Origin of the sequence: Delftia sp. PE138, from assembly GCF_018320755.1 — a bacterium.
In the GTDB taxonomy this organism is placed as follows: domain Bacteria; phylum Pseudomonadota; class Gammaproteobacteria; order Burkholderiales; family Burkholderiaceae_C; genus Comamonas; species Comamonas tsuruhatensis.
Map to the genome: position 1 here is coordinate 343,318 of NZ_JABEPN010000002.1, position 22,295 is coordinate 365,612.

26 protein-coding genes are annotated in these 22,295 nt (G+C 67.2%); 13 read left to right on the forward strand and 13 right to left on the reverse strand.

All coding sequences use genetic code 11. The features are described 5' to 3' along the window. Positions 1 to 83: 83 nt before the first annotated feature. The 3 genes from HFGMBDPB_RS10475 to HFGMBDPB_RS10485 all read left to right on the forward strand — a co-directional run bounded on the left by HFGMBDPB_RS10475 (position 84) and on the right by HFGMBDPB_RS10485 (position 1,924). The gene (locus HFGMBDPB_RS10475; protein ID WP_016451660.1) at positions 84 to 785 is read left to right on the forward strand and encodes a pirin family protein; all 702 of its coding nucleotides are present in this window, start codon (positions 84 to 86) and stop codon (positions 783 to 785) included. 22 nt (positions 786 to 807) lie between these two features. Further along, the gene (locus HFGMBDPB_RS10480) at positions 808 to 1,215 is read left to right on the forward strand and encodes a DoxX family protein (protein WP_016447170.1); all 408 of its coding nucleotides are present in this window, start codon (positions 808 to 810) and stop codon (positions 1,213 to 1,215) included. 154 nt (positions 1,216 to 1,369) lie between these two features. After that, positions 1,370 to 1,924 (forward strand): flavodoxin family protein, encoded by a 555-nt coding sequence (locus HFGMBDPB_RS10485; protein WP_074921314.1) that lies wholly within the window; start codon positions 1,370 to 1,372, stop codon positions 1,922 to 1,924. Here HFGMBDPB_RS10485 and HFGMBDPB_RS10490 read toward each other — a convergent pair. The 4 genes from HFGMBDPB_RS10490 to HFGMBDPB_RS10505 form a co-directional block, all read right to left on the reverse strand. Further along, complete coding sequence (locus HFGMBDPB_RS10490; RefSeq protein WP_203400913.1) at positions 1,921 to 2,712, reverse strand: sulfurtransferase; 792 nt, start codon at positions 2,710 to 2,712, stop codon at positions 1,921 to 1,923. The genes HFGMBDPB_RS10485 and HFGMBDPB_RS10490 overlap by 4 nt on opposite strands. 66 nt (positions 2,713 to 2,778) lie before the next feature. Then, positions 2,779 to 3,648, reverse strand: a complete 870-nt coding sequence (locus tag HFGMBDPB_RS10495; protein ID WP_016447162.1) for a MinD/ParA family protein — start codon at positions 3,646 to 3,648, stop codon at positions 2,779 to 2,781. Continuing rightward, the gene (locus HFGMBDPB_RS10500; RefSeq protein WP_212645368.1) at positions 3,635 to 4,417 is read right to left on the reverse strand and encodes a GGDEF domain-containing protein; all 783 of its coding nucleotides are present in this window, start codon (positions 4,415 to 4,417) and stop codon (positions 3,635 to 3,637) included. Before HFGMBDPB_RS10500 ends, HFGMBDPB_RS10495 begins: the two co-directional genes overlap by 14 nt. 31 nt (positions 4,418 to 4,448) lie before the next feature. Then, positions 4,449 to 6,194, reverse strand: a complete 1,746-nt coding sequence (locus HFGMBDPB_RS10505) for a SulP family inorganic anion transporter (RefSeq protein ID WP_212645369.1) — start codon at positions 6,192 to 6,194, stop codon at positions 4,449 to 4,451. A gap of 150 nt (positions 6,195 to 6,344) precedes the next feature. Between HFGMBDPB_RS10505 and HFGMBDPB_RS10510 the strand changes: the two genes are divergently transcribed. The 5 genes from HFGMBDPB_RS10510 (at position 6,345) to HFGMBDPB_RS10530 (ending at position 11,171) form a co-directional block, all read left to right on the forward strand. Continuing rightward, positions 6,345 to 6,815, forward strand: a complete 471-nt coding sequence (locus HFGMBDPB_RS10510; protein ID WP_016447159.1) for a BON domain-containing protein — start codon at positions 6,345 to 6,347, stop codon at positions 6,813 to 6,815. Positions 6,816 to 6,915: 100 nt separating this feature from the next. Further along, complete coding sequence (locus tag HFGMBDPB_RS10515) at positions 6,916 to 8,145, forward strand: PLP-dependent transferase (protein ID WP_046239850.1); 1,230 nt, start codon at positions 6,916 to 6,918, stop codon at positions 8,143 to 8,145. A 98-nt stretch (positions 8,146 to 8,243) separates the two neighbouring features. Beyond that, positions 8,244 to 9,995: an alkaline phosphatase D family protein gene (locus tag HFGMBDPB_RS10520; RefSeq protein ID WP_212645370.1), complete on the forward strand. Its 1,752-nt coding sequence runs from the start codon at positions 8,244 to 8,246 to the stop codon at positions 9,993 to 9,995. Between the two features lie 116 nt (positions 9,996 to 10,111). Further along, positions 10,112 to 10,921, forward strand: coding sequence for a DUF2189 domain-containing protein (locus HFGMBDPB_RS10525; RefSeq protein WP_047470570.1), 810 nt, complete (start codon positions 10,112 to 10,114; stop codon positions 10,919 to 10,921). Between the two features lie 64 nt (positions 10,922 to 10,985). Further along, complete coding sequence (locus HFGMBDPB_RS10530; protein ID WP_016447155.1) at positions 10,986 to 11,171, forward strand: hypothetical protein; 186 nt, start codon at positions 10,986 to 10,988, stop codon at positions 11,169 to 11,171. A gap of 19 nt (positions 11,172 to 11,190) precedes the next feature. Here HFGMBDPB_RS10530 and HFGMBDPB_RS10535 read toward each other — a convergent pair whose 3' ends face one another. After that, positions 11,191 to 11,856: an arylesterase gene (locus HFGMBDPB_RS10535; RefSeq protein ID WP_016447154.1), complete on the reverse strand. Its 666-nt coding sequence runs from the start codon at positions 11,854 to 11,856 to the stop codon at positions 11,191 to 11,193. 16 nt (positions 11,857 to 11,872) lie between these two features. On the opposite strand from HFGMBDPB_RS10535, the gene HFGMBDPB_RS10540 reads away from it, so the two are divergent. Beyond that, a complete protein-coding gene (locus HFGMBDPB_RS10540) occupies positions 11,873 to 12,583 on the forward strand; it encodes an ABC transporter ATP-binding protein (protein WP_017403911.1) in 711 nt (236 codons plus the stop codon). 40 nt (positions 12,584 to 12,623) lie between these two features. On the opposite strand, the gene sstT is transcribed toward HFGMBDPB_RS10540, so the two are convergent. Next, positions 12,624 to 13,847 carry a serine/threonine transporter SstT gene (gene sstT / locus HFGMBDPB_RS10545; RefSeq protein ID WP_212645371.1) on the reverse strand — a complete coding sequence of 408 codons (1,224 nt, stop codon included), beginning with the start codon at positions 13,845 to 13,847 and terminating at the stop codon, positions 12,624 to 12,626. Positions 13,848 to 14,062: 215 nt separating this feature from the next. Here sstT and rlmB point away from each other — a divergent pair, with 215 nt between their 5' ends. Then, positions 14,063 to 14,854, forward strand: coding sequence for a 23S rRNA (guanosine(2251)-2'-O)-methyltransferase RlmB (gene rlmB, locus HFGMBDPB_RS10550; RefSeq protein ID WP_212645372.1), 792 nt, complete (start codon positions 14,063 to 14,065; stop codon positions 14,852 to 14,854). On the opposite strand, the gene HFGMBDPB_RS10555 is transcribed toward rlmB, so the two are convergent. The 5 genes from HFGMBDPB_RS10555 to HFGMBDPB_RS10575 all read right to left on the reverse strand — a co-directional run bounded on the left by HFGMBDPB_RS10555 (position 14,851) and on the right by HFGMBDPB_RS10575 (position 17,157). Further along, positions 14,851 to 15,228: a DUF1428 domain-containing protein gene (locus HFGMBDPB_RS10555; protein WP_016447150.1), complete on the reverse strand. Its 378-nt coding sequence runs from the start codon at positions 15,226 to 15,228 to the stop codon at positions 14,851 to 14,853. The genes rlmB and HFGMBDPB_RS10555 overlap by 4 nt on opposite strands. Before the next feature lie 25 nt (positions 15,229 to 15,253). Further along, on the reverse strand, positions 15,254 to 15,730 hold the full coding sequence (locus HFGMBDPB_RS10560; protein WP_016447149.1) for an SRPBCC family protein: 477 nt from the start codon (positions 15,728 to 15,730) through the stop codon (positions 15,254 to 15,256). Between the two features lie 8 nt (positions 15,731 to 15,738). Then, complete coding sequence (locus tag HFGMBDPB_RS10565) at positions 15,739 to 16,122, reverse strand: VOC family protein (RefSeq protein ID WP_013802186.1); 384 nt, start codon at positions 16,120 to 16,122, stop codon at positions 15,739 to 15,741. 47 nt (positions 16,123 to 16,169) lie between these two features. Then, positions 16,170 to 16,592 carry a VOC family protein gene (locus tag HFGMBDPB_RS10570; RefSeq protein ID WP_209802569.1) on the reverse strand — a complete coding sequence of 141 codons (423 nt, stop codon included), beginning with the start codon at positions 16,590 to 16,592 and terminating at the stop codon, positions 16,170 to 16,172. Positions 16,593 to 16,653: 61 nt separating this feature from the next. Further along, positions 16,654 to 17,157 carry a VOC family protein gene (locus HFGMBDPB_RS10575; RefSeq protein ID WP_016447147.1) on the reverse strand — a complete coding sequence of 168 codons (504 nt, stop codon included), beginning with the start codon at positions 17,155 to 17,157 and terminating at the stop codon, positions 16,654 to 16,656. A gap of 222 nt (positions 17,158 to 17,379) precedes the next feature. Between HFGMBDPB_RS10575 and HFGMBDPB_RS10580 the strand changes: the two genes are divergently transcribed. Both HFGMBDPB_RS10580 and HFGMBDPB_RS10585 read left to right on the forward strand, forming a co-directional pair. Further along, positions 17,380 to 18,018, forward strand: coding sequence for a TetR/AcrR family transcriptional regulator (locus HFGMBDPB_RS10580; protein ID WP_016447146.1), 639 nt, complete (start codon positions 17,380 to 17,382; stop codon positions 18,016 to 18,018). Positions 18,019 to 18,075: 57 nt separating this feature from the next. Then, positions 18,076 to 18,855: an SIR2 family NAD-dependent protein deacylase gene (locus HFGMBDPB_RS10585; RefSeq protein ID WP_026062008.1), complete on the forward strand. Its 780-nt coding sequence runs from the start codon at positions 18,076 to 18,078 to the stop codon at positions 18,853 to 18,855. Between the two features lie 111 nt (positions 18,856 to 18,966). On the opposite strand, the gene HFGMBDPB_RS10590 is transcribed toward HFGMBDPB_RS10585, so the two are convergent. Together HFGMBDPB_RS10590 and HFGMBDPB_RS10595 are read right to left on the reverse strand one after the other, a co-directional pair. Continuing rightward, positions 18,967 to 19,575: a chromate transporter gene (locus tag HFGMBDPB_RS10590; protein WP_016447144.1), complete on the reverse strand. Its 609-nt coding sequence runs from the start codon at positions 19,573 to 19,575 to the stop codon at positions 18,967 to 18,969. After that, positions 19,572 to 20,183 carry a chromate transporter gene (locus HFGMBDPB_RS10595; protein WP_016447143.1) on the reverse strand — a complete coding sequence of 204 codons (612 nt, stop codon included), beginning with the start codon at positions 20,181 to 20,183 and terminating at the stop codon, positions 19,572 to 19,574. Before HFGMBDPB_RS10595 ends, HFGMBDPB_RS10590 begins: the two co-directional genes overlap by 4 nt. A gap of 284 nt (positions 20,184 to 20,467) precedes the next feature. Here HFGMBDPB_RS10595 and HFGMBDPB_RS10600 point away from each other — a divergent pair, with 284 nt between their 5' ends. Further along, positions 20,468 to 22,288, forward strand: coding sequence for an ABC transporter ATP-binding protein/permease (locus HFGMBDPB_RS10600; protein ID WP_212645373.1), 1,821 nt, complete (start codon positions 20,468 to 20,470; stop codon positions 22,286 to 22,288). The last annotated feature ends 7 nt before the right edge of the window (positions 22,289 to 22,295 follow it).

Below are 22,295 nucleotides of genomic sequence, written 5' to 3' on the forward strand. Positions count from 1 at the left end.
GCCTGGCCTGCTACAGCGGCTTCTACAGTGGAGCCACCGACGCAAGAGTTTTGAAGATCTGACCAGTTGAAAGGGACATACACATGATCGCCCTGCGCAAATCCCGCGAACGCGGCCATGCCGACCACGGCTGGCTGCGCTCGCACCACAGCTTCTCGTTTGCGGGCTATCACGATCCGCGCCACATGGGCTTTGGCAACCTGCGCGTGATCAATGAAGACCATATCGCCCCGGGCACGGGCTTTGGCGCCCATGGCCACAAGGACATGGAGATCATCAGCTACGTGCTCGAAGGCCGGCTCTCGCACAAGGACAGCATGGGCAATGAGCAGACCATCTCGCCGGGAGAGGTGCAGCGCATGAGCGCCGGCTCGGGCGTGGTGCACAGCGAGCACAACCACGCACCGGGCCAGACCACGCATTTCCTGCAGATCTGGCTGCTGCCCAGCGAGACGGGCATTGCGCCCGGCTATGCGCAGAAAGCCTTTGCCGACGAGGAAAAGCGCGGCCGCCTGCGCCTGGTGGCCTCGCCCGATGGCGCGGATGGCTCGGTCACCGTCCATGCCGATGCCCGGCTCTATGCCGGCCTGTTCGACGGCGATGAGCACGCCGAAATGGAGCTGCCCCCCGGCCGCAAAACCTATGTGCACCTGGTGCGCGGCGCGCTGAGCGTCAATGGGCAACGGCTGACAACGGGCGATGCGGCCCTTGTGGAGAATGAACCGCGACTGCGCCTGCACGACGGGGAACAGTCCGAGGTCCTGGTGTTCGATCTGCAAGCCTGAGCATTCACGAGGAGTAACCATCATGCTGAACCGTCTGAGCAACCCGCTGGCGCTGGCCGGCCGCATCCTGATCGCGCTGATGTTCGTGCCTGCGGGCTTTCAGAAAATCGGAGGCTTCGCCGGCACGGTGGGCTATGCGGCCTCGGTGGGCATGCCCATGCCGCAGATCGGCGTGGCCGTGGCCCTGGTGGTGGAGATCGTCGGCGGGCTGGCCCTGCTGCTGGGCTGGTGCACGCGCTGGGCGGCCCTGGCGCTGGCCTTCTTCACGCTGGTGGCCAGCTTCTTCTTCCATGCCTACTGGAGCGTGCCGGCTGACGCGGCCATGATGCAGCAGCTGCTGTTCTGGAAGAACATCGCCGTCACGGGCGGCCTGCTGGGCTTTGCCGCCCATGGCGCCGGTGGCTGGAGTGTGGATGCACGGCGCCATTGAGTGGTCCGCGCACTGCCGCCAGCTCCTTTATTTTTGTTAGGCTACCGGCCTGAGTGGGCCCCGCAGCAGCGCTGTGGGGCCTTTTGGCGTGGATGATTGATGAATGTGGCGCCTGCCGGCCTGGAGCCGTGGCCGGCGCCCGAGGATTTCTTGTATGGCAGATATCGTGGTGGTCTACCACTCGGGTTACGGGCACACCCAGCGCATGGCCCAGGCCGTGGCCGATGGCGCGGGTGCGCGCATGCTGGCCATAGACAGCGACGGCCAGCTGCCTGCCGGCGGCTGGGAGCTGCTGGCGGCGGCAGATGCCATCATCTTCGGCTCGCCCACCTACATGGGCGGGCCCAGCTGGCAGTTCAAGCGCTTTGCCGATGCCTCGTCCAAGCCGTGGTTCGTGCAGGCCTGGAAGGACAAGCTGTTCGCCGGCTTCACCAACAGTGCCAGCGTCAACGGCAACAAGCAGACCACGCTGGACTATCTGTTCCAGCTGGCCATGCAGCACGGCGGGCTGTGGGTGGGCAGCGGCATGCTGCCGTCCAACGCGCGCGCCGCGCAGCGCAACGACCTCAACTGGATAGGCGCCTTCAGCGGCGCCATGGCGCAATCGGCCTCGGATGCCTCGGCCGCCGAGATGCTGCCGGGCGACCTGGAGACCGCGCGCCTGTTCGGCGAGCGCGTGGCGCAGCAGGCGCTGCGGTTGAAGGCCTAAGCCTTGCCTGGCGGGCTTGTCGGCTGTATCGGCTCCAGCGGCTCTGCCGGAGCCAAGGGCGTGATGGCCAGGTCCGCACCCACGGCGCGGCGCTCGTCGAAGACGAAGCAGCCGCCGTCATAGAAGGCGCCGTCGGTCTCCTCGAAGTACTTGAGGATGCCGCCCTCGAGCTGATAGACATGGTCCAGGCCTTCGTCCTGCATGAGGATGGCGGCCTTCTCGCAGCGTATGCCGCCCGTGCAGTAGCTGACCACGGTCTTGCCGGCCAGTTCGGCCTTGTGGGCGCGCAGCGCGGGCGGGAATTCGGTGAACTTGGTGATGCGCCAGTCGATGGTGCCCTTGAAGGCGCCGGCATCGACCTCGAAATCGTTGCGCGTATCCAGCGTCACCACCTCGCGGCCCTCGTCATCGTGGCCCTGCTGCAGCCAGCGGCGCAGCGTGGCGGGGCTGACAGAAGGCGCGCGGCCCTCTGCCGGGCGGATGGTGGGGTGGTCCATGCGGATGATCTCGCGCTTGACCTTGACCAGCATCTTGCGGAAAGGCACGGTGTCGGACCAGCTTTCCTTGGGGGCCAGGTCGGCAAAGCGCTCATCGCTGCGCAACTGATCGACGAAGCTGTGCACCGCCTGGGCGGGGCCTGCCAGGAAGAAGTTGATGCCTTCCTCGGCCAGCAGGATGGTGCCCTTGAGCGCAAGGGCCTGGGCGCGTTCGGCCAGGGTGTCGCGCAGCGCCGCTGCGTCGGGCAGCGGCGTGAACTTGTAGCAGGAAATATTGAGGATATCGGGCACAGGCAGGCAGGCGGGGGGCGGCAAGGGCCGCAGGTTGGATCGGGTCGCCGGCGAGGGGCGGCCCGATCAGCCGCCCGACACCAGCAGGGCCTTGATTTTATTGGCCAGCTGGGCCACGGCCAGCGAAGCCGGTGCACCGGGCATGGATTGCAGCAGCAACTGGCGTCGCATCACGGCCTCGCGCACGGCCGGGTCGGAGGGAATGTCGCCCAGGTGCGTGAGCCGCAATGGCTCGCCGGAGGCCGTGCTGACAAAGCGGTTGAGCACCTGCTGGAGCTGACCCGTGATGGCGCGGCCATCGCCGGGACGCGCGGCCTGGTTGATGGCCAGGCGGATCTGCTGGCGCTTTTGCTGAATGGCAAGCACCTTGATGGCTGCATAGGCATCGGTCAGCGAGGTGGGCTCGGGCGTGGCGATGACCAGCACTTCGGTGGCCATGGACACCGAGAACAGCACCACGTCGGAGATGCCCGCGCCCGTGTCCAGCAGCACGATGTCGTAGCGAGGGGCCAGCGTCTCGATGGTGTGCGTGAACTGCTGGCGGATCTCGGGCGTGAGCCGCGAGTACTCGATCATCCCCGAGCCGGCCAGCAGCACCGAGTAGCCGCCGGGGGCGGGCAGGATGGCTTCCTCCAGCGTGGAACGGCCGGTGAACACATCGTGCAGCGTGACCTTGGGGTAGAGGTTGAGCACCACGTCCAGGTTGGCCAGGCCCAGGTCGGCATCGAGCACCAGGACCTTGAGGCCATGGCGTGTCAGCGCTGCGGCCAGGTTGGCCGAAACGAAGGTCTTGCCCACGCCGCCCTTGCCGCTGGTCACGGCGATGATGTGTCCGCGCGGCTTGGCGCGCACGGCATCGCTCATCGAAACGGCAGCGGGCAGGGAGGGGTGGGGAATGGCGTTGTCGCTTACCACCGGGCTATCAGCGGAGTCCATCTTCGGGGTCCACATCGGTTGCAATAACTGGATTCAGCCCATTGTCAAACGGGGAGGGGGCATACAAAGGTCCGAAAAGCAGGCTTTTTTCCTCCGCGCTTACCGTACTGTCTGGTTGTTCTTCAATGTGCACGCGGTTGCGGCCGGCAGACTTGGCCAGGTACAACTGTTTGTCGGCACGCTCGGTCCACAAGGTCGTGGTGCTGCGTATCCACTGCAGCGCATAGGCGCCGCCGATGCTGATGGTGATCTGCAGTGTCAACGTGGGTGAGATGACCACCGGCATGCGCTCGATGGCGCTGCGTATGCGCTCGGCCACGGACAGGCCGAACGTCGCAGGGCAGGCCGGCAGCACGATGGCGAACTCCTCGCCTCCGTAGCGGGCCAGCGTGTCCATGGGGCGCACGCAACTGGTCAGGGTTCGGGCCACCGACTGCAGAACCCGGTCGCCGACGATATGGCCGTGCTGGTCGTTGATCTGCTTGAAATGGTCGATGTCCAGCATCAGCATCAGCGCCGCTTCGCCCGAGCGCGCCACGCGGTCGATCTCGCGCTCGGCAATGGTGCGGAAATGGCGGCGGTTGGCCAGCCCCGTGAGCGGGTCGCGCAGCGACAGCGAACACAGTTCGTCGATCAGCGCCTGCAGGTATCGCGTCGGCGAATCCGTGGGCAAATGGACCGCCCCGCCAGCGTGGGTAACCAGCGCGTGGGCTGTGGCCAGGCGCAGGTCGCGCAGGTATACGGATTGGTGGGAGGCGGGGGCAGTCACAGAGGGCTGAATCAAAAGCCGGTGAAGTGTATCAGTGTGTAGGCTCAATTGTCGCCGCGCCGGCGTCGACTTTTGCACCATCGCTGGTAACAGATGTTGATCCCGGCCGAGATATGAAGGGCGGCAGGGCCAGCGCGGCGAGGAATTCCGCATCGGTGCGGTACAGCCGCAGGTGCGGCCCGCGGTGCAGGGCGCCGGCGCGCAGCAGCACCTGCTCGGCCGGCAACTTCAGGCCCACCACGTGCAGCACGCCGCTGCGCTTGGCCACCAGCAGCTGCAGGCGCACGAAGGTCTCCACGCCCGTCACGTCGATGCGGTTGATGGGCTGGGCCAGCAGGCACAGGTGGTGCGTCTCGGGGCGCAGCGCCCATTCGTCGCCGATGCGTCGCTCCAGGGCCGAGGCCGAGCCGAAGTCCAGCTCGGCATCCATGCGCAGGGCCAGCAGGCCTGGCGCCAGCGGAGGCAACTGCCAGAGGTTGCGGTCGCGCAGGCTGCCATCAGGATGCTGGCCCACCTCGATGATGCGCGGGTGCAGGCGCTGGTAGAGGAAGTAGCCCAGGCTCAGCACGATGCCCGCGAACACGCCCCAGTACATGCGCGGCGCCGTGACGATGGTCAGCAGCAGCGTGGCCAGGGCAATGCTGCCCTCCACGCGCGACACCTTGAACAGCTGCAGCAGCACACGCGGCTTGACGAGGTTGACCACGGCCGTGATCACGATGGCCGCCAGCGCCGCCTTGGGCACGTGGTACAGCGCCGGGATGAACCACATCACCACGATGACCACCAGCAGGATGGAGAACACGTTGGACCATCCCGTCTTGGCGCCGGCCAGCAGATTCACGGCCGAGCGCGAGAACGAGGCGCTGGTGGCAAAGCTGCCGAACAGGCCCGCACTGATCTTGGACAGGCCCTGGGCGACCAGGTCCTGGTTCTCGTTCCAGCGCGTGCCGGCCTGCTGGTGCTCCACCTGGGCGCTGGAGGCCGTCTCCAGAAAGCTCACCAGCGAGATCACCAGCACCGGCATCACCAGGGCGCCGAACTCGTCCCAGCTCAGCAGCCCCGGCAGCTGGAAGCTGGGCAGGCCCGCGGGCAGATGGCCGACCACGGCGCCGCCGTCGTCGGCAAAGTCCGTGGCCCAACTGATCACGCCGGTCAGCGCGATGATGAAGATGGCCGAGGGAAAGGCCGCACGCCAGCGCTTGGCGAGCACGAGCAAGGCAATGCTGGCCATGCCGTAGACGATGGACTGCCAGTCGAAAAGCTGCAGCGACGGCGTGTTCCAGACGGCACCCCAGGTCGAGCGCAGGCCCAGCAGCGTGGGCAGCTGCGAGGCCAGGATCAGCAGCGCCGCAGCCTGCGTGAAGCCCGTGAGCACGGGCGAGGTCACCAGGTTGAGCAGCCAGCCGGCGCGCATCAGCCCCAGCGACCACTGCACCAGGCCCGACAGAATCGCCATCCATGCGGCCAGCGCCACCCAGTGCGCGGAGCCTGGCTCGGCCAGGCCTGTGAGCGAGGCGCCGATCAGCAGCGCGCTCAGGGCCGTGGGTCCCACGCCCAGACGGGGCGAGCCGCTGAACAGCGCGGCCACCAGGGCCGGAACGATGGATGCGTAAATGCCCGTGATCAGCGGCATGCCCGCAAGGGCGGCATAGGCCACGCCCTGGGGCAGAAGCATCAGACCAACGGTGAGACCTGCCCAGAACTCCCCGCGCAGCACGGCTGCCGAAGGTTTGGGCCATGCCAGGAAGGGAAACCAGCGCGCCAGGGAATGCATGGCCGCTATTGTCATGCTAACTGGATAGTGCCGGGATGTTCGGGCTTGTCCTACAGGCGCTTGCGTCGGCGTCGTATGGGTTTGTCCCAGGGCCCTCAATAAAGTCGAGGCCTGTGTTGACCGCCTCACAACTATTCAAGGAGTAACCGCATGACTTTCATCACCCAACGCTGCTGCCAGATCCTCGCCGTGTCTGCCCTGGCCTTCGGCCTTGCCGCCTGCGGCAAGACCGAAGACACTGCGGGCCAGAAGCTCGACTCTGCGGTTCAGCAGTCCCAGCAGGCCGCGCAAAGCGCCGGCCAGAAGATCGACAATGCCATGAGCAGCGCCGGTACCAAGATCGAGGAAGGTGCTGCCAAGGCCGAAGCGGCCACCAACAACGCCATGAGCCAGGCAGGCGCCGCACTCGACGACGCCGGCATCACCGCCCAGATCAAGGCCGACCTGATCAAGGAGCCCGATATCTCCGCCCTCAAGATCGACGTGGACACCAAGGCAGGCGCCGTGACGCTGACCGGCTCGGTCCCCAGCGAAGCACTCAAGATGCGCGCAGGCGACATTGCCAAATCCGTCAAGGGCGTGAACAACGTCAGCAACATGCTGGAGATCAAGGCCAGCTGATCGCAGCCACCGGCTCCGTTGCCCTTGTGAAAACCAGGCGGATTCCCCGCCTGGTTTTTTTATGCCTGAACGCTGCAGCCCAGCGCATAAGATGCGCTGCATGAGCACACCCGACCTGCAGATCAGCACCCATCTCATCCACCATCCCTACCAGCCGCCCGAGGGCTTTGTTGCGCCGCAGCCGCCCGTGCACAAGGCCTCGACGGTGATCTTCGAGAACGTGGCGGCCATGCGCCGCCGCCAGTGGCTGGACAAGAGCAGCTATACCTACGGCCTGCACGGCACGCCCACCACCTTCTTGCTGGAAGAGCGCCTGAGCGCGCTGGAAGGCGGCCTGCAGTGCCTGCTGGTACCCAGCGGCCTGGCTGCGATTGCGACCACCTCCCTGGCCCTGCTGCGCACCGGCGACGAGATGCTGCTGCCCGACAACGCCTACGGCCCCAACAAGACCCTGAGCGAGGGCGAGCTGGCCCATTTCGGCGTGCGCCACCAGTGCTATGACGCCATGGATGTTGCCGACCTCGAAGCCAAAATCACGCCCAAGACGCGGCTGGTCTGGCTGGAGGCGCCGGGCTCGGTGACCATGGAGTTCCCCGACCTCATCGCCATGGTGCGCCTGTGCCGAGAGCGGGGCATCACCACCGTGCTGGACAACACCTGGGGCGCGGGCCTGGCCTTCAACCCCTTCGATCTGCTGGCCGATGGAACGCACAGCCTGGGCGTGGATGCCACCGTGCATGCGCTGACCAAGTACCCCAGCGGCGGTGGCGACGTGCTCATGGGCAGCATCATCACGCGCGACCAGGCGCTGCACATGCGCATCAAGCTGGCGCACATGCGCCTGGGCCTGGGCGTGGGCGGCAACGACACCGAGGCCGTGCTGCGCTCCCTGCCCAGCATTGCGCTGCGCTACCACGCACAGGACCGCGCCGCGCGCGAGCTGGCGCGCTGGCTGCAGCAGCAGCCGGCCGTGGCCCAGGTGCTGCACCCGGCGCTGGAAGGCGCTCCGGGCCACGAGAACTGGAAGGCGCTGTGTGGCGCAGCCGCAGGCGGCGAGGGCGTGGCCGCCGGCCTGTTCAGCGTGGTCATCGATCCGCGCCACGGCCAGCAGGCCGTGGACCGTTTCTGCGACAGCCTGCGCCTGTTCAAGATCGGCTACAGCTGGGGCGGTCCCATCAGCCTGGTCGTGCCCTATGAGCTGTCGTCCATGCGCAGCTGCCCCACGCCCCAGCTGCGCAGCGGCACCGTGGTGCGCTTTGCCATCGGCCTGGAAGCGGTGCAGGACCTGCGTGCCGACCTGGAGCAGGCCCTGGCCGCCGCGTTTGCATAGTTGAGCGCCAGGCGCAGGTGACATCTGCCTGTCACCTGCGCCGCCGATGCTCGCTGGCTTCATACCACCCCACGGAGGCCTTCGGGCCCCGGTCCAGCATGAAGCACAAAGAGAGCATCACCAACATCCTGCAGCAGGCGAAAGCCGGCTCCCGCGAATCCGGCCTCGTCGCCAGCCGCCGCCATTTCGTGCGCGGCATGGGCGCCTCGGCCCTGGCGCTGCCACTGGCCGGCTGCGGCGGGTCGGATGGCGACAGCCGCATTCCCGTCGAGTTCCGCCACGGCGTGGCCAGCGGCGACCCGTTGAGTGACCGCGTCATCCTCTGGACCCGCGTGACGCCGCCGCAGGGCCATTCCAGCGACATCGAGGTGGAGTGGGAAGTGGCATCGGACGCCGACTTCAAGACCCTCGTGACTTCGGGCAAGGCCATGGCGCGCGCCACCCAGGATTTCACCTTCAAGGCCGATGCCACGGGCCTCAGGCCCGCCACGCGCTACCACTACCGCTTTCGCTGCCAGGGCATGACCAGCGCCACGGGCCGCACGCGAACCCTGCCCGTGGGCGCCGTGCAGCAGGTCAAGCTGGCCGTGTTTTCCTGCGCCAACTACCCGGCCGGCTACTTCAATGTCTACGCGCATGCGGCACGCCAGGGCGACCTGGACGCCACCGTGCATCTGGGCGACTACATCTACGAATATGCGCGCGGCGGCTATGCCAACGGCAAGGCCGAAGCCATGCAGCGCCAGAGCCTGCCGGCCAACGAAATCGTCAGCCTGGCCGACTACCGCCAGCGCCATGCCCAGTACAAGAGCGATGCCGACCTGCAGGCCCTGCATGCGGCAGCGCCCATGATTGCGGTCTGGGACGACCACGAAGTCTCCAATGACACCTGGATGCACGGCGCCGAGAACCACCAGCCGGCCGCCGAAGGCGACTTCGAGCTGCGCAAGGTGGCCGCGCTCAAGGCCTATCACGAGTGGATGCCCACGCGCAACGCACAGCCCGAGATCATCTACCGCAGCTTCGCCTTCGGCGACCTGCTGGCGCTGCACATGCTGGACACGCGCGTCATCGGCCGCGACGAACAGCTGGACTACGCCGACTATTTCACGGCCCAGGGGCTGGACGCGGCGCGCTTTTCCTCCGACATGGCCAATCCCGCACGCCAGCTCATGGGCGCCACGCAGACCCAGTGGCTTGGCCAGCAGATGGCGGCCTCGCAGGCCACCTGGCAGGTGCTGGGCCAGCAGGTGCTGATGGGGCGCATGGAGCTGCCGGCGCCCTTGCTGATGGACATCCTCAGCCCCGGCAGCGGTGTCTCGCTGCCGGCCTACGCGGCGCTGCTGGCCAAGGCCCAGGCCAACCCGGCCAGCCTGACGGCGGCGGAAAAGGCCATCCTGGCCCAGCCCAGCATTCCCTACAACCTCGATGCCTGGGACGGCTACGCCGTGGCTCGCGAGACCGTGCTGGCCACGGCGCGCAGCCTGGGCAAGAACCTGGTCGTGCTGGCCGGTGACACCCACAACGCCTGGGCCAGCGAGCTGCGCGACCGCAGCGGACAGGGCGTGGGTGTGGAGTTCGCCACCTCGTCCGTCAGCTCGCCCGGCTTCGAGGACTACCTGCCCGGCCAGGATCCGGCCCAGTTGCGTGGCGCGCTGCTGCAGTTCATCAACACGCTCAAGTACTGCGATACCTCCCGCCGCGGCTACATGATCGTCACGGCAACCCCCCAGGCCTGCCAGGCCGAATGGATCTATGTGGATACGGTGTTCAGCCGCCAGTACCAGACCGTGCGGGACGCGGCCTGGAAGGTGCTGCCCGGCCAGCCGGGCAAGCTGGTGCAGGCCTGAGGGCGGACCGGGGTGCGGGCCTGCGCGGTCTGGGCGGGGGCCCTCGGTAGTTTCCGCCATGGCAGCGCGGCCATGGCTGCGCTAACTTGGGGCTCGCTGATCCAGGAGGTCCAGGCATGCAGGCATCCCCCGCTCCCGAGAAAGCTTCCGACCACCCGGCTGGCGCGCTGCAGGTGCAACCGCTGCGCATGGCCGATCCCTGGCGCTGGCTGGCGCTGGGCTGGCGCGATCTGCGGCGGGCGCCGGGCGTTGCGCTGTTCTATGGCCTGTGCTTCTGGGCCATGGCCCTGCTCATCGGCTGGGTGTTCCGTGCCAGCCCTGAATACAGCATGGCCATGGCCAGCGGCTGTCTGCTCATCGGCCCCTTCCTGGCCATGGGCCTGTACGACACCAGCCGCAGGCTGGAGCGGGGATTGCCGCCGGAGCTTGGCAGCTCGCTGACCTGCTGGGACACGCAAATGGGCAGCATGGGCATGCTGGTCATGGTTTTGCTGGTGCTGGAAATGCTCTGGGCGCGCGCCTCCATGGTGGTGTTTGCCGTGTTCTTCGATACCGGCATGCCCACCACGGCCGGCATGCTGCAGGCCGTGGCACGGCCGGAGAATTGGGAGTTCCTGGCGATCTACGTGCTGGTCGGCGGCGCCTTCGCGGCCCTGGTGTTCGCCAGCATGGTGGTGGCGCTGCCGGCCATGCTGGACCGGGGCAGCGATGCGCTGACGGCCTGCATCACCAGCATGCGCGTGGTCGGCCTCAACCTGGCCGTCATGCTGCAATGGGCCGCGATCATCACCGTGCTGGTGGCTGCTGCGCTGTGGTGGCACGGCGTGGGCCTGCTGCTGGTGGGGCCTTTGCTGGGCTGCGCCAGTTGGCATGCTTACCGCTGCAGCGTGGGTGAATCTGCCGACCCTGCGTCCCCCCTATCCTGAGGTTTTACGGCCGGGCCCCGTCTTGCGGCTACAGTGGGGCTTGCAACAACAGAGGAGTCCACCTGTGGCGACACCCAACTACGCCTATGAAAAACGCCAGCGCGAACTGGCCAAGAAGCAGAAGAAGCTTGAAAAGGAGAAGGCCAAGGCCGAAAGAAAACCCGACGACCATGAGGGCGGCGGTATGGCGGGTGAAGACCAGGCATCCCCCGCAGCGGCGCATTCCGGCGAGGAAGGCCGCAGCAGCTGACAGCCTGGCTGCCCTGTGCTCAGGGCAGCAGTTTGCTGAGCTGTGGCCAGACGTTGTCCAGCATGCGCGGCTGGGCCTTGGCCGTGGGGTGGATGCGGTCAGCCTGGAACCACTGGGCCGAGTCGGCCGCATCGCCTATACCGGCCAGCAGGAAGGGCACGAGCGGTACCTTCTGCTCTTGCGCCACCTTGGAGAACAACTGCTCGAACTGGCGCGTATAGCCGCTGCCGTAGTTGGGAGGCACCTGCATGCCCACCAGCAGCACCTTGGCCCCGGCATCACGGGCCGCGCGTACCATGGCGTCCAGATTGCCCTGCGTGCTTTGCAGCGGCAAGCCGCGCAGCGCATCGTTGCCTCCCAATTCGATCACCACCACCGACGGCTTGTGCTGCTTGAGCAGGGCCGGCAGGCGCGAGCGGCCGCCCGAGGTGGTCTCGCCGCTCACGCTGGCGTTGACCAGCGGCACATTTTTCTGGCTCTCCTGCAGGCGCTTTTGCAGCAGCGCCACCCAGCCCGTTCCGCGGGCCAGACCGTACTCGGCACTCAGCGAATCGCCCAGCACCAGCAACGGGCCGGCGTCTGCAGCCCGGGCGGGCATGGCTGTCCAAGTACCCAGCAGACCGAAGGCCAAGCCGGCCGAGATAAAGTGGCGGCGTCGGCGCATTGCGCGCAGCTTGTCTTGCATCGTCTTCCCATCCTCCATGTCACAAAGCACTGCCCAGCCCCTGATCGAAGTCGAGCATGTCTTCAAGTCGGTCAGCGATTCGACCGGAACACTGGATATTCTGAGGGATATCGATCTGCGCTTCGCGGCAAGGGAAACCGTGGCCATCGTCGGTGCCTCGGGCTCGGGCAAGAGCACGCTGCTGTCCATACTCGCAGGCCTGGATACGCCCACGCGCGGCACGGTGCGGCTGCAGGGCCAGGACATGTTTGCGCTGGACGAGGATGCGCGCGCTGCCGTGCGTGCGCAGAAGCTGGGCTTTGTCTTCCAGAGCTTCCAGCTGCTGGGCAATCTGACGGCGCTGGAGAACGTGATGCTGCCGCTGGAGCTGGCCGGCAGCCGCGACGCCCGCCGCCGCGCCACCGAAATGCTGGAGCGCGTGGGGCTGGGCCAGCGCCTGGGCCACTATCCCAAGCTGCTGTCGGGCGGTGAGCAGCAGCGTGTGGCGCTGGCCCGCGCCTTCGTGGTCGAGCCCGCCGTGCTGCTGGCCGACGAGCCCACGGGCAGCCTGGACTTTGCGACCGGCGAAACCATCATGGAGCTGATGTTCGCGCTCAACCGTGAGCGCGGCACCACGTTGGTCATGGTCACGCATGACCGAGCCATCGCCGCGCGCTGCGAGCGGCGCGTGACCATCGAGGCCGGCCGCGTCGCCAGCATCGAAGAGGGGCAGGCGCTGGCGGCCTGATCGGCCGCCGGGTCAAGCGGCTGCAACCAGTGGCAGGACCTCAGGCGGCGACAGCTTCGCGCCGCCCGGCCGCCTCGCAGGCCGCGGCCGTGAAGATCACGTCCGTGGAGGAGTTGAGTGCGGTTTCGGCCGAGTCCTGGATCACGCCGATCACAAAGCCCACGCCCACCACCTGCATGGCCAGATCGTTGGAGATGCCGAACAGGCTGCAGGCCAGCGGAATCAGCAGCAGCGAGCCACCGGCCACGCCCGAGGCGCCGCAGGCGCACACCGCGGACACCACGCACAGCAAGATGGCGGTCAGCAGATCGACCTGGATGCCCAGGGTATGGGCCGCAGCCAGCGAGAGCACGCTGATGGTGACGGCGGCGCCGGCCATGTTGATGGTGGCGCCCAGCGGGATGGAGACGCTGTAGGTGTCCTCATCCAGGCCCAGGCGCTTGGCCAGCGCCAGGTTCACCGGGATGTTGGCGGCCGAGCTGCGCGTGAAGAAGGCCGTGACCGCGCTCTCGCGCAGGCAGGTCAGCACCAGGGGATAGGGATTGCGGCGCGTCTGCGTCCAGACGATGAGCGGATTGACCACCAGGGCCACGAAGAGCATGCAGCCCAGCAGCACGGCCAGCAGGTGGGCATAGTCCAGCAGCTTTTCCAGGCCCGACTGGGCAAAGGTGCCCGCCACCAGGCCGAAGATGCCCAGCGGCGCCAGGCGGATCACGCCCTGGATCACGCGGGTGATGGCCTGGCCCAGGTCATGCATCACGGCGCGCGTGGTCTCAGAGGCGTGGCGCAGGGCCAGGCCCATGGCCACTGCCCAGGCAAGGATGCCGATGTAGTTGGCATTCATCAGCGCGCGTACCGGGTTGTCGAAGGCGCTTTGCACCAGGGCCATCAGCACTTCACCAATGCGCCCAGGCGCGCCCTGGGCGGGGGCGGCGTCCTTGAACTGGATGGTGGACGGGAAGGCCATGCTGGCCACCACGGCCACCACGGCCGCGGCAAAGGTGCCCAGCACATACAGCCACAGGATGGGCCGTATCTGCGTGGCGTGGCCGGGCCGGTGGTTGCTGGTGGCCGAGACCACCAGCAGCAGCACCAGGACAGGGGCAACGGCCTTGAGGGCGGAGATGAACAGCGTCCCCAGCAGGGATACGGACTGGGCGGCCTCGGGCCAGAGCCAGGCCAACAGGCCGCCGGCGACCAGACTGATGGCGATCTGGCCCACCAGGCTGGTGCGGGCAAGCCAGGCAAGAAAGGCTTTGAGCATGATGGTTGAAAAAGAAATGGAAAAACAGGGCGATGAAAAATGCAAAGCGGCATGCCCGTGGCTTCGGTGCATGCCGCAATGAGAGGGGCCCGCTGGAAAGCGGCCAACCCGCGCAGTGTAGCGGCTACGTAAAAACCACAGGAGCCGTTGCGTGCAGACGGGCTTCGTCCGGCGGGTGCCGGGGCTGCGCCCAATTGGCGGGATAATCGCGCCCCATGTCGTCCCCCAAAGTTCTCTTCGGCTTCCACGCCGTCGGCGTGCGCATGAAGACCGCGCCCCAATCCATCATCGAGGTCTACTACGAGGCCACGCGCCGCGATGCGCGCATGCGCCAGTTCCTCGACCGCGCCAAGTCGGCCGGCGTCCGGCTGATCGAGGCCGACGGTGAACGCCTGGCCAAGCTCGCCGGCAGCCATGGCCACCAGGGCGTGGCCGCGCGCGTGGAGGCGGTGGCCCAGGTGCATTCGCTGGATGAACTGCTGGAGCAGCTGGAGGCCGACGGCGTCAGCAACCCGCTGCTGCTGGTGCTGGACGGCGTGACCGATCCGCACAACCTCGGCGCCTGCCTGCGCGTGGCCGATGGCGCAGGCGCCCATGCGGTGATTGCGCCCAAGGACCATGCGGTGGGCGTGAACGCCACCGTGGCCAAGGTGGCCAGCGGCGCGGCCGAGACCGTGCCCTATTTCATGGTCACCAATCTGGCGCGCACGCTCAACGAGCTCAAGGAGCGCGACATCTGGATCATCGGCACCAGCGACGATGCGTCCAAGACCCTGTACGAAGTGGACCTCAAGGGCCCCACGGCCCTGGTGCTGGGCGCAGAAGGCGACGGCATGCGCCAGCTCACGCGCAAGACCTGCGACGAGCTGATCGGCATTCCCATGATGGGCGCCGTCTCCAGCCTCAATGTGTCCGTGGCCAGCGGCGTGTGCCTGTACGAGGCGCTGCGCCAGCGCGGCCTGGGCACCACGCCTGCCGTATCCGCCGCCCCGGCCGACCAGATCTAGGCTGGCGCGCCGTCGGCGCCCAGCTCCACCACGCTCTCGAAGCCGCCCCAGAACATGCGCTTGGCGTCGAAGGGCATGGTGGCCGGGTCCATGGAGGCAATGCGCGGGTCCTTCATGACGGCGGCATTGATGCGGTCGCGCTCCGCGCGCGAGGCATAGACGATCCATGAAAAGAACACGATCTCGCCTTCCTTGAGCTGCACGGCCTGGGGAAACGAGGTCAGCTTGCCCATGGGCACGTCGTCGCCCGCGCATTCCCAGTACTGCAGCGCTCCGTATTCCATCCAGACCTTGCCTGCGGCCTCGGCCACCTCGCGGTAGGCCTGCAGGTTGGCCCGGGGAACGGGCAGTACGAATCCGTCGATGTAGTGCATGGTGCTCTCCTGGTGAAAACCGGCGTCAGAGCCGGGCTGCGAGTTCCGCCAACTGGTCTGCGCACTGGCCCCAGCCGCTGTGAAAGCCCATGGCCTCGTGCTGGGCGCGGTCGGCGGCATTCCAATGGCGCACCCGGGCGGTATAGCGGGTCTGGCTGCCTTCGGGGTCGAAGGTGACGATGCCCGTCATGAAGGGCTTTTCGGCTGGCACCCAGCCTTGGGTGAAGGCGTCGGTGAAGACCAGGCGCCGGTTGGGAATGACTTCCAGGTAGACACCGCTGCCGGGCATCTCCTGGCCTTCGGGGCTGCGCATGACGATGAGGCTGTGGCCGCCGGGCCGCACGTCGTTGTCCACCCGGGCCACGCTCCAGGGGCTGGGTGCAAACCATTGCTGGATCAGCGTCGGCTCGGTCCAGCAGCGGTAGAGCCTGTCGGCGGGGATGTCGAACAGGCGCGTGAGCACCAGGTCGTTGGCGTGTTCGGGAAGGTCTTGTGCTGTCATGGTGCTCCTCATTGCATGGAGTGCAGGCCGATGCGGTTGCCCTCGGTGTCCACCACGACGGCGCAGTGGCCGTGGGGGCCGATGGAGAATTTGGCCTGCTCGATGCGCCCGCCTGCGGCCTCGACGCGGCCCTGTTCTATGGCGCAGTCCTCGCAGCCGAAATAGACCAGCGTGCCGCCGCCGCCGGAAGGTGCGCCGTCCATCCGCACCAGCATTCCGCCCGCGCCGGGGCCTGTCATGTCCATCGGAAAGGACAGCATCTCCTGGCTGTCGGAGCCATCGGGCGCGGGCAGGTGCTCCAGCTTGCCCTGGAAGACGGTTTCATAGAACCGGCGCGCACGCGCCATGTCCTGCACATGGATCTCGAACCAGACGACGGGATTGGCGTTCATGAGGACTCCTTCTTGGGTGACTGAGGCAATGTGTCGGCCGGCCTTGTTCAGGCCTCGCCCTTGACGTTGACCATCCAGGGTGTGTTGAAGCGGTCCGTCACCATGCCAAAGCCCGGCGACCAGAACGTGGCCTGGAAGGGCATGGTCACCTTGCCGCCTTCGGCCAGCGCGTTGAAGATGCGGCCGCCTTCGGTGGCGTCGTCCACGCCGATCGAGATCCACATGCCCTGGGCCTGCTGGTAGCCGCCGCCACCGCAGTTGTCGGTGGCGTCCGAGGCCATCAGCGCCTGGTCCTTGATCTGCAGGTGGGCATGCATGATCAGGCGCTTGTCGGCCTCGGGCATCTGCTCCATGCCCGGCGTCTCGCCAAAGGTGCTCTGGTGCAAGATGGTGCCGCCGAACAGCCTGGCGTAGAAGGCGAAGGCCTCGGCACAGTTGCCGTTGAAGTTCAGATAGGGGATGAATTGCATGGAACGCTCCTGGGAGGGACGGTGGCGAGGGGAGTGGAGGAACGGGACGGCGGGGGAGGCTTCAGCCGCCGTCATGCGCGCGCTCAAGAGCGGCGATGTCCAGCTTTTGCATGCCCAGCAGGGCCTGCATCACGCGCTGGGCGGCGGCCATGTCGGGGCCTCCCATCCAGCTGGCCATCTGGGACGGAACGATTTGCCACGACAGGCCATGGCGGTCCTTGAGCCAGCCGCATTGACGCGCCGCCGGGTCGCCGCCCTCGGACAGGGCGCCCCAGTAGTGGTCTATCTCGTCCTGTGTATCGCAACTGACCATCAGCGAGACGGCCTCGTTGAAGCGGAACATGGGGCCGCCGTTGAGCGCCAGAAAGGGCTGGCCTTCCAGCTCGAATTGCACCGTCATCACGCTGCCCGCCGGCCTGCCGTGGATGTCGTGGCCTGCTTCGCCGTAGCGCGCAATAGCCGTGATGCGGGAATCGGGAAAGACTTCGGTATAGAAGCGCGCCGCCTGCTCGCCCTGGTTGTCGAACCAGAGGCAGGGCTGTATGCGGCCGGTGTGCAAAGCCATGCTTGTCTCCTTGGTGACGGTGATAACCGTTTCATGCCGTTCGATGCCGGCTTTTTATCGATTTCTGCCCGGCGTGTGTACGCCGTTCACATATGCTAGGGACTAAAATGGACGCTGTCCACATCAAGCGCTGTCAGCTTCGGTGTCAAGCTGTAAATCGGCGGGGCAGGGCTGTCTTCCCTCTCGGGTGATGTGGCCACGCAGAAAAAAGGAAGCAAAACAGTGACGCAGCGACGTGTCAGGCGTGAGTCATATCACCACGGCGACCTGCGCCAGGCCCTGGTCGAGGCTGGCCTGGCGCTGGCGCGTGAAGGCGGTCCCCAGGCGATCGTGCTGCGCGAGGCCACGCGCCGGGCGGGCGTGGCGCCCAATGCAGCCTATCGTCACTTTGCCAACCGCCAGGCGCTGTTTGATGCCGTGCGCGCTGCGGCCCTGGGCGCACTGGCCGCAGCCATCGAGGCCGAAATGGCCCAGGCGCGCACCCTGCCCGATGTGCTGCAGCGCTCACGCGCGCTGCTGGCCGCCGTGGGGCGCGGCTATCTGGGCTTTGCCCAGACGGAGACCGGCTGGTTTCGCACGGCCTTTGCTTCGGTCGAGTACGACGTGGACCTGCCGCCGGACACCACGCGTGCAGCGGCCATGGGACTGAACCCGTTCGAGCTGCTGGGCTATGCGCTGGACAGCATGGCCGAGGCCGGCGTGCTGCCTGCCGAGCGCCGGCCCCAGGCCGAGTTCCTGGCCTGGTCCGCGGTGCACGGCATGGCCTTGCTGGTGATAGACGGGCCGCTACGCCACGCCACCGCCGAGCAGCGGCGTGCGCTGGCGCTGCGCCTGCTGGAGATGGTGGAAAAAGGCATTTGATGCGTGGCGGGGCGACACTGCCTCACAATGGCCTGCCTTTTTTCCATCGCCGCCCCGATGCCCGACGAACATTCCCTTTCCTCGCCTTCCCCCGCCGAGCCTGAACTGGCCGGCCAGGGCGAGCTGCGCGACCGCATCGCGCGTGCAGCCCATATCGCGGTGCTCACGGGCGCAGGCGTCAGCGCCGAATCCGGCGTACCCACCTTTCGCGACGACAAGAACAGCTACTGGGCACAGTTCAACCCGCAGGACATGGCCAGCGAGGCAGGCTTTCGCGCGCATCCGCAGCGCGTCTGGCAGTGGTATGCGCACCGGCGCGAAGCCGTGGCTGCGGTGCAGCCCAACGCCGGCCACCATGCGCTGGCGCAATGGGCCTTGCGCCACCCGGGCCGCATGACGCTGGTCACGCAGAACGTCGATGGCCTGCACCAGCGCGCAGGCAGCCCCGGCGTGCTGTGCCTGCATGGTGAGCTGATGCGGGACCGATGGCTGGAAAGGCCGCGCGCATGCTGCGATCTGGCCCAGGTGAAGCCGGGCGAGCCGCCGCAGTGCGCCGTCTGCGGCAACCTGGTGCGCCCGGGCGTGGTCTGGTTCGGCGAGTCCCTGCCCATGGGCGTGTGGCAGGCCGCCGAGGCGGCGGTGCAGCACTGCGATGTGCTGCTGGTGGTGGGCACATCGGGCGCCGTGTACCCGGCTGCAGGGCTGGCGCGAATCGCACGCAGGGCGGGCGCACATGTGGCCGTGATCAATCCCGCACCGTCCGAGCTGGATGACGCGGCCCACCAATGCCTGCGCGGCCCGTCGGCACAGGTGCTGCCGCTGCTGTTGGGCGACTGAAGGCGGAGGGGCAGGCCGCCCGACGCGGCCCAGGGGGAGGGAAGGGGCTTGCGCCATGGCGGCTCCTTTTGACGCACAACCGGGGCAGTCCCCTCCCTCTCGCGCATCCGCTCAGATCCAGCCCAGCGCTCCCAGCGCCGCGCCGGCGCCCAGCAGCCACAGCAGGTGAATGCGCGTGCGCCAGACCAGCAGGGCGCAGACCAGGGTCAGCAGCCACAGGCGCCAATCCTGGGCGGGGCGGCCGCTGCCCGTGCCCAGCAGCCAGCCCGTGGCCAGCAGCAGGCCGATGACCAGAGGGCCCATGCCCTGCTTGAAGGCCCGCACGCCGCGCCGGTTCCTGTTGCGCTGGCCCCAGCGCGATGCCTGCCAGGCCAGCAGCGAACTGGGCAAGAGGATGCCGATCATGCAGATGGTCACGCCCAGTGCTCCAAAGGCCCAGGCCAGCAGGCCCGTGCCTCCGCCTGCGTTCAGGCCCAGGTTCCATCCCAGCAGGGCGATGAACAGCACATTGGGCCCGGGCGCCGCCTGGGCAATGGCGATGGAGGAGCTGAACTGCGCCTCACTGAGCCAGCCATGGCCATCGACCAGAAAACGGTGCATGTCGGGCGCCGTGGCAATGGCCCCGCCCACGGCCATCAGCGACAGCGTCAGGAAATACAGCAGCAACTGCAACCAGTCGGCGGGCTGCAGGCTCAGTGCAATCTGGTGGGCAGCATTCATGGCGTGAGCTTTCTCCAGGTCAGCACGCAGCCCGCGCCGCCGACCACCAGCAGCACCCAGGCCAGCGGAATGCGCATCACCGCCATGGCAATGAACGAGGCCAGCGCCAGGCCCGCGCTGCACCAGCGCCCCAGCGGGTGGCGGCTCAGCGTGCTGGCCAGCTTCAGGCCCATGCCCGCCACCAGGCCGGCTGCGACGGCGCCCATGCCGCGCAGCGCGCCGGCCACGGCGGGGTGGTCGGCCAGCTGGGAATAGATCACGGTCAGCGTCAGCACCAGCAGCATGGGAAAGCACAGCATGCCGCACACGGCCACCACGGCACCGCGCCAGCCGAAGTAGCGCTCGCCAATGGTGATGGACAGGTTGACCACATTGGGGCCGGGCATGATCTGGGCCACGGCCCAGTCCTCCACAAACTCTTCATTGGTCAGCCAGCGCTTTTTCTCGACCAGCTCGCGCTGCACCACGGCCAGCACACCGCCAAAGCCCTGCAGGGCCAGCCAGGTGAAGGACCAGAACAGATCGCGCAGATTGACGGGGGCGGGGCGCCGGGCCGGCACATCGGCGGGGTCGTGTGGCGGGTGGGCCTGGGGCGGCGATGCGGGCATGTTCTGGCTTGTGTCTGAGCCGCCCGGGCAGGGCCCCGGGAGGGCATCGCTGTTGTCGTGGGGGAACCGCGCGGGCCGGTCCTGTCTTCGTGCCTGCCGCCGGGGCGGCACGCACGGAATGTTAATCCTGCGCAGCGGCCTTGTCGGCAGCGGCCCCATCGGCAACGGCGATGGGGGCATTGCAAGCGCAGATGGCTTGCTGCCGGCATGCGCCCAGGCCTGCCCGCCGGCCTGTCTGAACAGGAGTAGATTCTCTCCACCCACACAACCCGAGGATCTCCGACATGGACATGGATTGGAGCAAGGCGCTGCAGGAAAGCCTGGTCTGGCTGGCGGCGGCCTCAGTGATCACCGTCGTGGCTTTCGCGGCCGTGGCGCTGCTGGTGGTTCGATTCACCCGCTGGGGTCGGCAGTTCTGGCAGCTGGCCGGCCCGTTCCTGCACCCCAGAAACAGCTGGTGGCCGCTGCTGGTGTTCACGCTGCTGCTGGTGCTGGCCCTGGTCTCGGTGCGCATGAACGTGCTGTTTTCCTACTGGTACAACGGCTTCTACAGCGCGCTGCAGGAACTGGACCAGAAGGGCTTTTGGCGCTTCCTGGGTATCTTTGCGGTGCTGGCCACGGTCCACATCCTGCGCGAGCTGTTCAATTTCTATGTGAACCAGGCGTTTCGCATCCGCTGGCGGGTGTGGCTCAACGAGCGCGTGACCACCGACTGGATGCGCGGCGATGCCTACTATCGCAGCCACTTCCTGGACGAGCCGGTGGACAACCCCGACCAGCGCATCGAGCTGGATGTGAACACCTTTGTCTCGAACTCGCTGACCCTGGCGCTGGGTGCCGTCAGCGCGGTGGTCTCGCTGGTGGCGTTCACGGGCATTCTCTGGGGGCTGTCCGCGCCCATCGCGGTGGCGGGCGTGGAGGTTCCGCGGGCCATGGTGTTCGCGGTCTACCTCTATGTGATCGTCGCCACGCTGATCGCCTTTCGCCTGGGCCAGCCGCTGATCCGGCTGAACTTCCTGAACGAGAGGCTGACCGCCAACTTCCGCTACGCCCTGGTGCGCGTGCGCGAATATGCGGAGAACATCGCCTTCTACCAGGGCGCGGCCATCGAGCGCAACACGCTTTTGACGCGCTTTTCGGCGTTGATCGCCAATGTCTGGGCGCTGGTCTACCGCAGCCTGAAGTTCGACGGCTTCAACCTCACCGTCAACCAAGTGGCCGTGGTCTTTCCCTTTCTGCTGCAGGCGCCGCGCTTTTTCAGCGGTGCCATCAAGCTCGGTGATGTGATGCAGACCTCGCAGGCCTTCGGGCAGGTGCAGGATGCGCTGTCATTTTTCCGCACCTCCTACGACACCTTCGCCCAGTACCGCGCCGCGCTGGATCGCCTGTGCGGCTTTCTGGATGCCAATGCCCAGACCCGCGAACTGCCCCAGGTCGTCCACAGAGAGCAGCCCGGCGCCCTGGACATCGAGGACCTGCAGGTCAGCCGCCCGGACGGCCACCACCTGCTCAGCGGCCTGCAACTCAAGCTCATTCCCGGCCAGGCGCTGCTGATCAAGGGGCCTTCGGGCAGCGGCAAGACCACCTTGCTGCGGTCCATTGCCGGCCTGTGGCCGCATGCCCAGGGCACGGTGGGCCGCCCGGGCGGCCACCAGGCGCTGTTCCTGTCGCAGCGCCCGTATCTGCCGCTGGGGGACCTGCGCACGGCCATTGCCTATCCGATGGATGCTTCACCGCAGGACGACGAGCGCCTTCAACAGGCGCTGCGCCAGGTCAGCCTGGCCCATCTGGCCGACAAGCTGGATGTCAACCAGGATTGGTCCCGCATCCTGTCGATTGGCGAGCAGCAGCGCCTGGCCTTTGCGCGCGTGCTGTTCAACCGGCCCGCCATCGTCTTTCTCGATGAATCCACCTCGGCCATGGACGAGGGCCTGGAGCATGCGCTGTACACGCTGCTGCGCGAGCAGATGCGCTCGACCATGCTGGTGAGCGTGGGCCACCGCAGCACGCTGGCGGGTTTCCATACCCACGCGCTGGCGGTCGATGGCAATGGCGGGTGGACGCTGTCGGAAGTAAGCGCACCGCAGAGCGCCCCCCAGGCTTGATCCGCGT

Excerpts from the sequence above, each read along its gene's own strand:
- HFGMBDPB_RS10475 (WP_016451660.1), top strand. The coding sequence starts at position 84 with ATGATCGCCCTGCGCAAATCCCGCGAACGCGGCCATGCCGACCACGGC.
- HFGMBDPB_RS10480 (WP_016447170.1), top strand. The coding sequence starts at position 808 with ATGCTGAACCGTCTGAGCAACCCGCTGGCGCTGGCCGGCCGCATCCTG.
- HFGMBDPB_RS10485 (WP_074921314.1), top strand. The coding sequence starts at position 1,370 with ATGGCAGATATCGTGGTGGTCTACCACTCGGGTTACGGGCACACCCAG.
- HFGMBDPB_RS10495 (WP_016447162.1), bottom strand. The coding sequence starts at position 3,648 with ATGGACTCCGCTGATAGCCCGGTGGTAAGCGACAACGCCATTCCCCAC.
- HFGMBDPB_RS10505 (WP_212645369.1), bottom strand. The coding sequence starts at position 6,194 with ATGCATTCCCTGGCGCGCTGGTTTCCCTTCCTGGCATGGCCCAAACCT.
- HFGMBDPB_RS10510 (WP_016447159.1), top strand. The coding sequence starts at position 6,345 with ATGACTTTCATCACCCAACGCTGCTGCCAGATCCTCGCCGTGTCTGCC.
- HFGMBDPB_RS10515 (WP_046239850.1), top strand. The coding sequence starts at position 6,916 with ATGAGCACACCCGACCTGCAGATCAGCACCCATCTCATCCACCATCCC.
- HFGMBDPB_RS10520 (WP_212645370.1), top strand. The coding sequence starts at position 8,244 with ATGAAGCACAAAGAGAGCATCACCAACATCCTGCAGCAGGCGAAAGCC.
- HFGMBDPB_RS10525 (WP_047470570.1), top strand. The coding sequence starts at position 10,112 with ATGCAGGCATCCCCCGCTCCCGAGAAAGCTTCCGACCACCCGGCTGGC.
- HFGMBDPB_RS10535 (WP_016447154.1), bottom strand. The coding sequence starts at position 11,856 with ATGCAAGACAAGCTGCGCGCAATGCGCCGACGCCGCCACTTTATCTCG.
- HFGMBDPB_RS10540 (WP_017403911.1), top strand. The coding sequence starts at position 11,873 with ATGTCACAAAGCACTGCCCAGCCCCTGATCGAAGTCGAGCATGTCTTC.
- sstT (WP_212645371.1), bottom strand. The coding sequence starts at position 13,847 with ATGCTCAAAGCCTTTCTTGCCTGGCTTGCCCGCACCAGCCTGGTGGGC.
- rlmB (WP_212645372.1), top strand. The coding sequence starts at position 14,063 with ATGTCGTCCCCCAAAGTTCTCTTCGGCTTCCACGCCGTCGGCGTGCGC.
- HFGMBDPB_RS10555 (WP_016447150.1), bottom strand. The coding sequence starts at position 15,228 with ATGCACTACATCGACGGATTCGTACTGCCCGTTCCCCGGGCCAACCTG.
- HFGMBDPB_RS10560 (WP_016447149.1), bottom strand. The coding sequence starts at position 15,730 with ATGACAGCACAAGACCTTCCCGAACACGCCAACGACCTGGTGCTCACG.
- HFGMBDPB_RS10565 (WP_013802186.1), bottom strand. The coding sequence starts at position 16,122 with ATGAACGCCAATCCCGTCGTCTGGTTCGAGATCCATGTGCAGGACATG.
- HFGMBDPB_RS10570 (WP_209802569.1), bottom strand. The coding sequence starts at position 16,592 with ATGCAATTCATCCCCTATCTGAACTTCAACGGCAACTGTGCCGAGGCC.
- HFGMBDPB_RS10575 (WP_016447147.1), bottom strand. The coding sequence starts at position 17,157 with ATGGCTTTGCACACCGGCCGCATACAGCCCTGCCTCTGGTTCGACAAC.
- HFGMBDPB_RS10585 (WP_026062008.1), top strand. The coding sequence starts at position 18,076 with ATGCCCGACGAACATTCCCTTTCCTCGCCTTCCCCCGCCGAGCCTGAA.
- HFGMBDPB_RS10590 (WP_016447144.1), bottom strand. The coding sequence starts at position 19,575 with ATGAATGCTGCCCACCAGATTGCACTGAGCCTGCAGCCCGCCGACTGG.
- HFGMBDPB_RS10595 (WP_016447143.1), bottom strand. The coding sequence starts at position 20,183 with ATGCCCGCATCGCCGCCCCAGGCCCACCCGCCACACGACCCCGCCGAT.
- HFGMBDPB_RS10600 (WP_212645373.1), top strand. The coding sequence starts at position 20,468 with ATGGACATGGATTGGAGCAAGGCGCTGCAGGAAAGCCTGGTCTGGCTG.